11 protein-coding genes are annotated in these 9,148 nt (G+C 62.8%); 2 read left to right on the top strand and 9 right to left on the bottom strand.

Annotated features, from left to right (window positions below):
• Positions 1–127: 127 nt before the first annotated feature.
• A complete protein-coding gene (locus EOA75_RS23080) occupies positions 128–1,045 on the top strand; it encodes a pseudouridine-5'-phosphate glycosidase (protein WP_127240416.1) in 918 nt (305 codons plus the stop codon).
• Positions 1,046–1,048: 3 nt separating this feature from the next.
• Here EOA75_RS23080 and EOA75_RS23075 read toward each other — a convergent pair whose 3' ends face one another.
• Complete coding sequence (locus EOA75_RS23075; RefSeq protein ID WP_066995104.1) at positions 1,049–1,372, bottom strand: TfoX/Sxy family protein; 324 nt, start codon at positions 1,370–1,372, stop codon at positions 1,049–1,051.
• Between the two features lie 89 nt (positions 1,373–1,461).
• On the opposite strand from EOA75_RS23075, the gene EOA75_RS23070 reads away from it, so the two are divergent.
• A complete protein-coding gene (locus tag EOA75_RS23070) occupies positions 1,462–1,959 on the top strand; it encodes a GFA family protein (protein WP_127325246.1) in 498 nt (165 codons plus the stop codon).
• An 8-nt stretch (positions 1,960–1,967) separates the two neighbouring features.
• On the opposite strand, the gene EOA75_RS23065 is transcribed toward EOA75_RS23070, so the two are convergent.
• The 8 genes from EOA75_RS23065 to EOA75_RS23030 all read right to left on the bottom strand — a co-directional run.
• Entirely contained in the window at positions 1,968–2,486 is a 519-nt protein-coding gene (locus tag EOA75_RS23065; protein WP_127325245.1) for a DUF2199 domain-containing protein, read from the bottom strand.
• Positions 2,487–2,873 carry a Fe-S cluster assembly scaffold SufA gene (gene sufA / locus EOA75_RS23060; protein WP_066995098.1) on the bottom strand — a complete coding sequence of 129 codons (387 nt, stop codon included), beginning with the start codon at positions 2,871–2,873 and terminating at the stop codon, positions 2,487–2,489.
• A 108-nt stretch (positions 2,874–2,981) separates the two neighbouring features.
• The gene (locus tag EOA75_RS23055; RefSeq protein WP_066995299.1) at positions 2,982–3,374 is read right to left on the bottom strand and encodes an SUF system Fe-S cluster assembly protein; all 393 of its coding nucleotides are present in this window, start codon (positions 3,372–3,374) and stop codon (positions 2,982–2,984) included.
• A 5-nt stretch (positions 3,375–3,379) separates the two neighbouring features.
• Entirely contained in the window at positions 3,380–4,621 is a 1,242-nt protein-coding gene (locus EOA75_RS23050) for a cysteine desulfurase (protein ID WP_095780629.1), read from the bottom strand.
• A gap of 103 nt (positions 4,622–4,724) precedes the next feature.
• The gene (gene sufD, locus EOA75_RS23045) at positions 4,725–5,999 is read right to left on the bottom strand and encodes a Fe-S cluster assembly protein SufD (protein ID WP_095825251.1); all 1,275 of its coding nucleotides are present in this window, start codon (positions 5,997–5,999) and stop codon (positions 4,725–4,727) included.
• A gap of 25 nt (positions 6,000–6,024) precedes the next feature.
• The gene (gene sufC / locus EOA75_RS23040) at positions 6,025–6,780 is read right to left on the bottom strand and encodes a Fe-S cluster assembly ATPase SufC (RefSeq protein ID WP_066995090.1); all 756 of its coding nucleotides are present in this window, start codon (positions 6,778–6,780) and stop codon (positions 6,025–6,027) included.
• 26 nt (positions 6,781–6,806) lie between these two features.
• Positions 6,807–8,324, bottom strand: a complete 1,518-nt coding sequence (sufB, locus tag EOA75_RS23035; RefSeq protein ID WP_067328280.1) for a Fe-S cluster assembly protein SufB — start codon at positions 8,322–8,324, stop codon at positions 6,807–6,809.
• Between the two features lie 237 nt (positions 8,325–8,561).
• On the bottom strand, positions 8,562–9,148 hold a 587-nt coding region (locus EOA75_RS23030; protein ID WP_127325244.1), incomplete at its 5' end, for an aminotransferase class V-fold PLP-dependent enzyme.

Genomic DNA, 9,148 nt, shown 5'->3' with positions numbered 1-9,148 from the left:
GAGGCGGTACCGTCTTTCACCGCCGGCAGTTTTGGCCAGGCGCTTGCCCTTGTGCCCGAGGCACGGGTGGTGGCATAGGGCCACAAACTATCTTGCCGGAGTGTTTTCTCCGGAGTGGAGAACGGACATGACGCCCGAAACCGCCCGCCCCTTCATCGACATTCATCCGCCAGTGGCGGAGGCGCTTGCCGCCGGGCGGCCTGTGGTGGCGCTGGAAAGCACCATCATTACCCACGGTATGCCATACCCCGACAATGGCGCGATGGCCGCCAAGGTCGAGCAGATCATCGCCGAGAGCGGCGCCGTGCCGGCGACGATCGCCGTGGTCGATGGACGCATCAAGATTGGCCTTTCCGATGGCGAGCGCGAATCGCTTGCCATGACCGGCGACGCCATGAAGCTGTCGCGTGCCGATATCGGCTTTGCCGTCGCCCAAAAGCGCACCGGCGGCACCACCGTGGCCGCCACCATGATCGCCGCGCACATGGCCGGCATAAAGGTCTTCGCCACCGGCGGCATCGGCGGCGTCCACAAGGGCGCCGAAAAGAGTTTTGACATCTCGGCCGACCTCGACGAGCTGGCGCGCACGCCGGTCGTCGTCGTCTCGGCCGGCGCCAAGGCGATCCTCGACATCGAAAAGACGCTGGAAGTGCTGGAGACGCGCGGCGTGCCAGTCATCGGCCATGGCTGCGAGACCATGCCGGCCTTCTGGTCCAGGCAATCGCCCTTCCGCGCGCCGCTGACGTTGCATGCGCCTGAAGATATCGCGCATTTCTATCATATCCGGCAGGCGCTCGGCCTCGGCGGCGGCATACTGGTCGCCAATCCGGTGCCGCAGAACGACGAGATCCCGGCAGCCGAGATGGACGGCTACATCCAGGCCGCGCAAAAGGCGGCCGAAGCGCAGAACATCACCGGCAAAGCCGTGACGCCGTTCCTCCTGTCGTGGATTTTGGAGCTCACCGGCGGCCGCAGCCTCAAGACCAATATCGCGCTGGTCGAAAACAATGCGCGGCTGGCGGCGGAGATCGCGAAGGCGCTGTAAGCCTTATCTGCCCGCGCGCCGCCCCGCTTCATAAGCGCGCCGCGCCCAGACCGCCATTTCGTCGGGATCGTCGAAGGCGCTGTCGGGAACGCTCCAATAGGGCATCGCCACCTCCTTGCCGTGCCGCGAGCCGGTATAGGTCCATTGGCTACAGCCGGCGGCCTCGAATTCGGGGATCGTCTCCTCGTCGGCCTTCAGCATCAGTTCGCCGCGCACGACCACCGCGACGATGACGCCGTCGCAATAGATTCCCTTGCCGCCGAACAGTTTTCGGATGCTGATCGGCCCCAGGCTCTCGAACAATTCTTCGAGGCGGTCATTGTCCATGCCGCAATCATCTCATCCAGCATGGGCCTTGTCATCGCAGCAACCAACAGCATGCTGACAGGTTGAGACATGAAATGGAGTTTCGCGCCATGCCTGTCCTGCTCAAAGGCTCCTGCCGCTGCGGCGCCGTCCGCTTCGAGGTGGAAAGTCACACGCCCGTGCCGTTCATGCTCTGCTACTGCTCGATCTGCCGCAAGCAGCAGGGCGGCGGTGGTTTTGCCATCAATCTCGGCGCCGACAACGGAACGCTCAAGGTCACCGGCAAGCCCAATCTCGGCGTCTACCGCGCTGAGATCGAGGACGACGAGCATCCGCACTGCGAGGTCTCGACCGGCGAGCGCAATTTCTGCAAGAATTGCGGCGCCGCGCTCTGGCTCTACGACCCGACTTGGCCGGACCTCGTCCACCCCTTCGCCTCGGCGATCGACAGCGACCTGCCGAAGCCGCCGGAAAAGGTGCATCTGATGCTGAAATACAAGGCGAGCTGGGTCCAGCCGGCGATCGGCAGGAATGACAAGGTGTTCGAGCTCTATCCCGAAGAATCGATCGCCGACTGGCACAAGCGCACCGGCTTGTGGGTGGACTAAGCCTGCATCTAAGAGCGATGGGTTAGCGCAACCCAGCGCTCGATCTGCCTCACACCCACCCCTTCGCGCTGCGCGGCGACCAAGGGGTGGTCTGCATCATGCAGAAAGACCCTGGGACGGAGATTGCCGGGCTGAAACACAACATTGGCATGCAGGTGCATCGAGCTCGGATATTCAGGAATGTCGTGCATCAAATACCCGAAGCAGAGCTCGTCCTCATATTGGCCGCTATCATACCCGGCTCGATAGACATTCCAGCTTCTTTCCGAGACCGACATCCAAACACCGAAACAGAACTCTTCGGACAACTGAGGTACGGGCAAGGGCAGCAGGCAACGAATGAAGCGGTCTGTTTGCCCCGTGGCGTAGCTCACCACGCAAAAATCGTCGTTCTTGCGGAAGGTCGACCGAGCTACCTCGTCAAGCGCGTCTGGATTCACCGGTGCGCCAAAGGCTATATCGGTGGGAAGTCCGGTGAACTCCTGGTCACAGCAGGCACATCGCCAGCGATATGCCTCGGCGCTCACCTAAGCAGCGCTTGAAGCGCGCGCCTCCGCCAGCGCCTTGAGATCGGCCGGCTTCAGCTCGACGGATTCGCCGCAGCCGCAGGCCGAGCTCTGGTTCGGGTTCCTGAAGGTGAAGCCGGTTCGCAGCGTCGTCTGCTCGAAATCCATCTCGGTTCCGAGCAGGAAAAGCGCCGCTTCCGGCGCGACATAGACGTGCGCGCCGTCGCGCTCGATATGATCGTCCTTGGGGTTCGGCTCGGTGACCAGATCGACCGTGTATTCCATCCCGGCGCAGCCGCCCTTCTTGATGCCAAGGCGGATCCCATGCGCGTTGTCGCGCGTAGCGACGATCTCACGCACGCGGTCCGCGGCCTTGTCGGTCATCGTGATGACGGCGAAGCGTCCCATGTCATTCTCCACGTTCGCGCGGGTTCAAGGCCCGCGGAATGAGTCTGCCTTTAAGATGGTGAAGTTTCACCTTTGCTGCAATCCAGCCAACCTTAGTGGGGTCGCTGGCTAGTACCATCCAACCGCGACCTGCGCCTCTTCCGACATCCGGTCGGGTGTCCACGGCGGGTCGAACACCATATTGACCTCGACCCCCGAAACCCCCTCCACGGCGCCGACGGCGTTCTCGACCCAGCCCGGCATTTCGCCGGCCACCGGGCAGCCCGGCGCGGTCAGCGTCATGTCGATCTTGACCGTCCGGTCGTCCTCGATGTCGATCCTGTAGACGAGGCCGAGCTCGTAGATGTCGGCCGGGATTTCCGGATCGTAGACCGTCTTCAGCGCCGAGACGATATCGTCGGTCAGCCTCGCCAGCTCATCGGCGGGGATCGCCGAGGCCGAGACGAGGCCGTTACCGGCCGTTTCCGGCGCGGTTTCTGCGGTGGTGCTCGCATCTTCCATGGTCGTCACCCGAAGAACTTTCGCGCCTTTTCCAGCGCATCGGCCAAAGCGTCGACTTCGGCCCTGGTGTTATACATGCCGAACGATGCCCTGCATGTGGAGGTTACGCCGAAGCGTTTCAACAGCGGCTGGGCGCAATGCGTGCCGGCGCGGACCGCGACGCCTTGCCTGTCTATAAGCATCGACACGTCATGGGCGTGGATGCCCTGCAATTCGAACGAGATGATGGCGCCCTTGCCGGGCGCGTCGCCGAAGATGCGCAGCGAATTGATGGCGCGCAGCCGCTCGTGCGCGTAATTCTTGAGGTCCGCCTCATGCGCCGCGATGCGCTCGCGGCCGACCTTTTCCATATATTCGAGCGCGGCGCCCAGCCCGATCGCCTGCACGATCGGCGGCGTGCCGGCCTCGAAACGGTGCGGCGGCTCGTTGTAGGTGACGATGTCTTCCGTCACCTCCTCGATCATCTCGCCCCCACCCATGAAGGGCCGCATCGCTTCCAGCATGTGCTTCTTGCCGTAGAGCACGCCGATGCCGGACGGACCGTAAACCTTGTGGCCGGTAAAGACGAAGAAGTCGCAATCGAGGTCCTGCACGTCGATCGGCATATGCACGGCGCTCTGGCTGCCGTCGACGAGCACGGGAATTCCGCGCGAATGCGCGATGCGCACGATCTCCTTGATCGGCGTCACCGTGCCCAGCGCGTTCGACATGTGGGTGATGGCGACGAGTTTTGTGCGGTTCGTCAGCCGCTTCTCGAATTCCTCGATATGGAAGGCGCCGAGATCGTCGACCGGCACCCAGACCAGCTTCGCACCCTGCCGCTCGCGGATGAAATGCCACGGCACGATGTTGGAGTGGTGTTCCATGATCGAGAGCACGATCTCGTCGCCCTCGCCGATCCTCGGCATGCCGTAGCCATAGGCGACCGTGTTGATCGCCGAGGTGGTGTTGGAGGTGAAGACGATGTTGTCGGTGCTCGGCGCATTGAGGAAGCGGCGTACCGTCTCGCGTGCTTTCTCATAAGCATCGGTCGCGGCATTCGACAGAAAATGCAGGCCGCGATGGACATTGGCGTAGTCCTGGGAATAGGCGTGCTGGATCGTGTCGAGCACCACCTGCGGCTTCTGCGCCGAGGCGCCGTTGTCGAGATAGACCAGCGGCTTGCCGTAGACCTGCCGCGACAGGATCGGGAAGTCGCGGCGGATCGCCTCGACGTCGTAGGGAGCGGTTTCGATCTTCTGGTCCATCACAAGGTCTTTCGAGGCTTCGCCTCACTCCGTCCAGCACCCCTCATCCGTCATGGCGCTCCGCGCCAATCCACCTTCTCCCAAGTAGGAGAAGGGGAAAGCGCTATCCGTGCGTCGAAAACCAGGCGTCGAGCCGCGCTTCGAGCGCATCGACGAGCGCCTCGTCGTCCAGTTCCTCGATCACTTCCGCGACGAAAGCCTTCACCAGCAGCCCTCGAGCCGCCTTTTCCTCGATGCCGCGCGCCATCAGATAGAACAGATGGTTGTGGTCGATCTCCGTGACCGTCGCCCCGTGACCGCAGACGACGTCGTCGGCGAAGATTTCCAGCTCCGGCTTGGTCGAGAACTCACCCTCGTCCGACAGCAGCAGCGTGTTGCACGCCATCTTGGCGTTGGTCTTCTGCGCGTATTGGTGCACGTTGATGCGACCCTGGAAGACACCCCGCGCCTTGCCGGTCACAACATTGCGGATCACTTCGGTCGAAGCGGTGTGCGGCACGGCATGGTCGAGCACCATGGTGGTGTCGGTATGCGTGTCGCCGGCCAGAAGGTTGATGCCGCGCAGCTTGAAATCGGCGCCCTCGCCAGTCGTCCTGACCACGACTTCCTGGCGCACCAGCTTGCCGCCGGCGTTCATCACGAACAGCGTCAGCTTCGCGTCCTTCCCAATATGCGCCTTGAGCTGAGCAAGGTGCGTCGCCGTGTCCGGCTGCTCCTGCACGATCAGCCAGGTCACCTCGGCACCGTCGCCGACCACAAGCTGGCTGACCGAACTGACGAGCGCGGCTTCGCCGCCCTCGCCCGTCTGGCGCTCGACGATGATTGCCTTGGCGCCGGCACCGACACGTGCCAGGAGCCGCACATGCGTCTGGCCGCCGGCCTGGAGGTTCTGCAGCTCGATCGGCTTTTCCAGCTCGGTGCCGTCGGCGATGTCGACGAAATAGCCGTCGGCGACGAAGGCCGTGTTCAGCGCGCCGATTGCGTCATCGGCGCCATAGCGATCGAGCCCCGGCGCGATACTGCCGTCGGTGAGCTTCTCCGACAGGCGCTGCACCGTGACGCCTTCGATCTCGGGAGCCTTGGCGCTCGAAACGCCGTTCAGCACCGGCAGAACGGCCGAACCGTCGAGGACCGGATCGAGCGCCTTTGCGATGTCCCCGGCCTCGAAGACCGGCACCGAGGTCAGCAGCCGGCGCAGGTCCGTATAGTGCCAGGATTCGACGCGGCGCGTCGGCAGGCCGTGCTTGATCGCCTCGATCGCGTCGTCGCGCTTGACCATCACTGCGCCGTCGCCGGGCAGCAGCGATAGCCGCTCGCCGAAGGCGTCGATCAGCGCCGTTTCGGCCAATGTCCGCTGGGGCTGTGCGTGCATGTTCATTGCTCTTGCCTCACTTGGCCCCATCTCACGCGGCTTGCCCGATCACGCCGGCATAGCCGTTGGTTTCAAGATCGAGCGCCAGCGACTTGTCGCCAGACTTGATGACCTGGCCCTTGTAGAGCACGTGCACGCTGTCCGGCACGATGTGCTCGAGCAGGCGCTGGTAGTGGGTGATGACGACGATCGCGCGCTCCGGCGAGCGCAGCGCGTTGACGCCATCGGCGACGATCTTGAGGGCGTCGATGTCGAGGCCTGAATCGGTCTCGTCGAGCACGCAGAGCTTCGGCTCGAGCAGTTTCATCTGCAGGATCTCGGCGCGCTTCTTTTCGCCGCCGGAGAAGCCGACATTGAGCGGCCGCTTCAGCATGTTCATGTCCATGTTGAGCGAAGCGGCGGCGTCCTTCACGCGCTTCAGGAATTCCGGAACCTTCAGGGGCTCCTCGCCGCGCGCCTTGCGCTGCTCGTTCATCGCGACTTTCAGGAATTCCATGGTCGCCACGCCCGGTATCTCCATCGGATACTGGAAGGCGAGGAAGATGCCGGCGGTGGCACGTTCGGCCGGATCCATTTCGAGGATCGACTGGCCGTTGTAGAGGATGTCGCCTTCGGTGACCTCGTAGTCCTCGCGGCCGGCGAGGATGTAGGACAGCGTCGACTTGCCCGAACCGTTCGGGCCCATGATGGCGGCGACCTCGCCGGCTTTGACCGTCAGGTTCAGGCCACGGATGATCTCCGTGCCGTCCTCGACGATGCGGGCATGCAAATTCTTGATCTCAAGCATATTTTTTTCCTGAATATCTTCTGCGGTCAGCCGACCGAACCCTCGAGGCTGATGCCGATCAGCTTCTGCGCCTCTACAGCGAACTCCATCGGCAGCTGTTGGATGACGTCCTTGACAAAGCCGTTGACGATCAGCGCGATCGCCTCTTCCTCGGGAATCCCGCGCTGCATCACGTAGAACTTCTGGTCCTCGGATATCTTCGACGTCGTCGCCTCGTGCTCGAACTTCGCCGTCGCGTTCTTGGCTTCCATGTAGGGCACGGTGTGCGCGCCGCACTGGTCGCCGATCAGCAGCGAATCGCAGTTGGTGAAGTTGCGGGCGTTGGTCGCCTTGCGGTGCGCCGAGACTTGGCCGCGATAGGTGTTCTGCGAGAAGCCGGCGGCAATACCCTTGGAGATGATGCGGCTCGACGTGTTCTTGCCGAGATGGATCATCTTGGTGCCGCTGTCGACCTGCTGATAGCCGTTCGAAACCGCGATCGAATAGAACTCGCCGCTGGAATCGTCGCCGCGAAGGATGCAGCTCGGATATTTCCAGGTGATCGCCGAGCCGGTCTCGACCTGCGTCCACGAGATCTTCGAACGGTGGCCGCGGCAGTCGCCGCGCTTGGTGACGAAATTATAGATGCCGCCCTTGCCCTCGGCGTCGCCCGGATACCAGTTCTGCACCGTCGAATATTTGATCTCGGCATCGTCGAGCGCAATCAGCTCGACCACCGCGGCATGCAGCTGGTTCTCGTCGCGCTGCGGCGCCGTGCAGCCTTCGAGATAGGACACATAGGCCCCCTCCTCGGCGATGATCAGCGTGCGCTCGAACTGGCCGGTATTCTTCTCGTTGATGCGGAAATAGGTCGACAGCTCCATCGGGCAGCGCACGCCCTTCGGCACGAAGACGAAGGAGCCGTCGGTGAACACGGCCGAGTTCAGCGTGGCGTAGAAATTGTCGGAAGTGGGCACGACCGAGCCCAGATATTTCTGCACCAGCTCAGGGTGCTCGCGGATCGCTTCCGAAATCGAGCAGAAGATAACGCCGGCCTGAGCCAGCTCCTTCTTGAAGGTGGTGACGACCGACACGGAATCGAACACGGCGTCGACTGCGACGCGGCCGGACTTGTAGACGTTGTCGTTGGCCTCCTCCAGCTCCGAAGCGTCGGTCTTCTGCACGCCGGCGAGGATCTCCTGCTCCTTCAAAGGAATGCCAAGCTTCTCGTAGACCTTGAGCAATTCGGGATCGACCTCGTCCAGCGACTTCGGTCCCGGCGTGCTCTTCGGTGCCGCGTAATAGTGGATGTCCTGGAAGTCGATCTTCGGATAGTGGACGCGCGCCCAGGTCGGCTCTTCCAGCGTCAGCCAGCGCCTATAGGCGCCCAGACGCCATTCCAGCATCCAGTCCGGCTCGCCCTTTTTCTCGGAGATCAAGCGAATGATGTCTTCGCTCAGGCCCTTGGGGGCCTTATCCATCTCGATCTCTGTCTGGAATCCGTATTTATACTGGTCGACGTCGATCTTTCGGACTCGATCGATCGTCTCCTGCACAGCAGGCATAAGCGTTCTCCATCCACGCCGGGGTCAAGGCCCGGCAGTTTTCAAACTATGGCACCGCAGAAACGCGCCCCAGGAAGGACTCGGCTGCGGAGTAAGCTCCATATAGTGCGTTCTGGCCGGAAATTCATCCGTCCAAACCAAACGCACGGCTCTACCAGGCCGGATGGCCTGAATTCGTCTTTCGAACACCGGATTTGGAGAACCGCCGGGGATCTCTCGTCCGATGCCTTGCCGCCGTCAGGCAGCCTTTTCTTTTCCAGCCCGACGCGCGGCTATGCCCGCCAGAGCCGCCCGGAACGCCTCGATTTCCTCGGCACCGGTAGCGCGGCCAATCGAGACGCGCAATGCGCCAAGGCTCTCGCCGTGGCCCATCGCCTTCAGCACATGGCTTGGCCCGACTTTCCCCGACGAGCAGGCGGAACCGGCCGACAGCGCAACACCGGCGAGATCGAAGGCGATCTGCGCCGTCTCGGCCTTGACGCCGGGAATAGCGAAGAATGTCGTATTGGCAAGCCTTGGCGCTGCCGCTCCAAAGATTTCCGTATCAGGGACGAGCTCCCGGACGATGGCTTCGACATTGTCGCGACGGCGCGCGACCGCTTCCATGTCTTCCAGGCCGGCGAGTGCTGCCCGCGCCGCGGCACCAAAACCGGCAATGCCGGCAAGATTCTCCGTGCCGGCGCGATGGCCCTTTTCCTGGCCGCCGCCTTTGATCAGCGGCTTCGGCATCATCAGATCGGCCCGGGCGACGATGGCGCCGACGCCCTTCGGGCCGCCGATCTTGTGCGAGGAAAGGATCAGATAATCGGCATAACCGGCTGACA

This window comes from Mesorhizobium sp. M1A.F.Ca.IN.022.07.1.1 (assembly GCF_003997575.1).
Lineage (GTDB): Bacteria > Pseudomonadota > Alphaproteobacteria > Rhizobiales > Rhizobiaceae > Mesorhizobium.
Note: the sequence above shows the minus strand (reverse complement) of the source record. Positions and strands in the feature narration are given on the sequence as shown.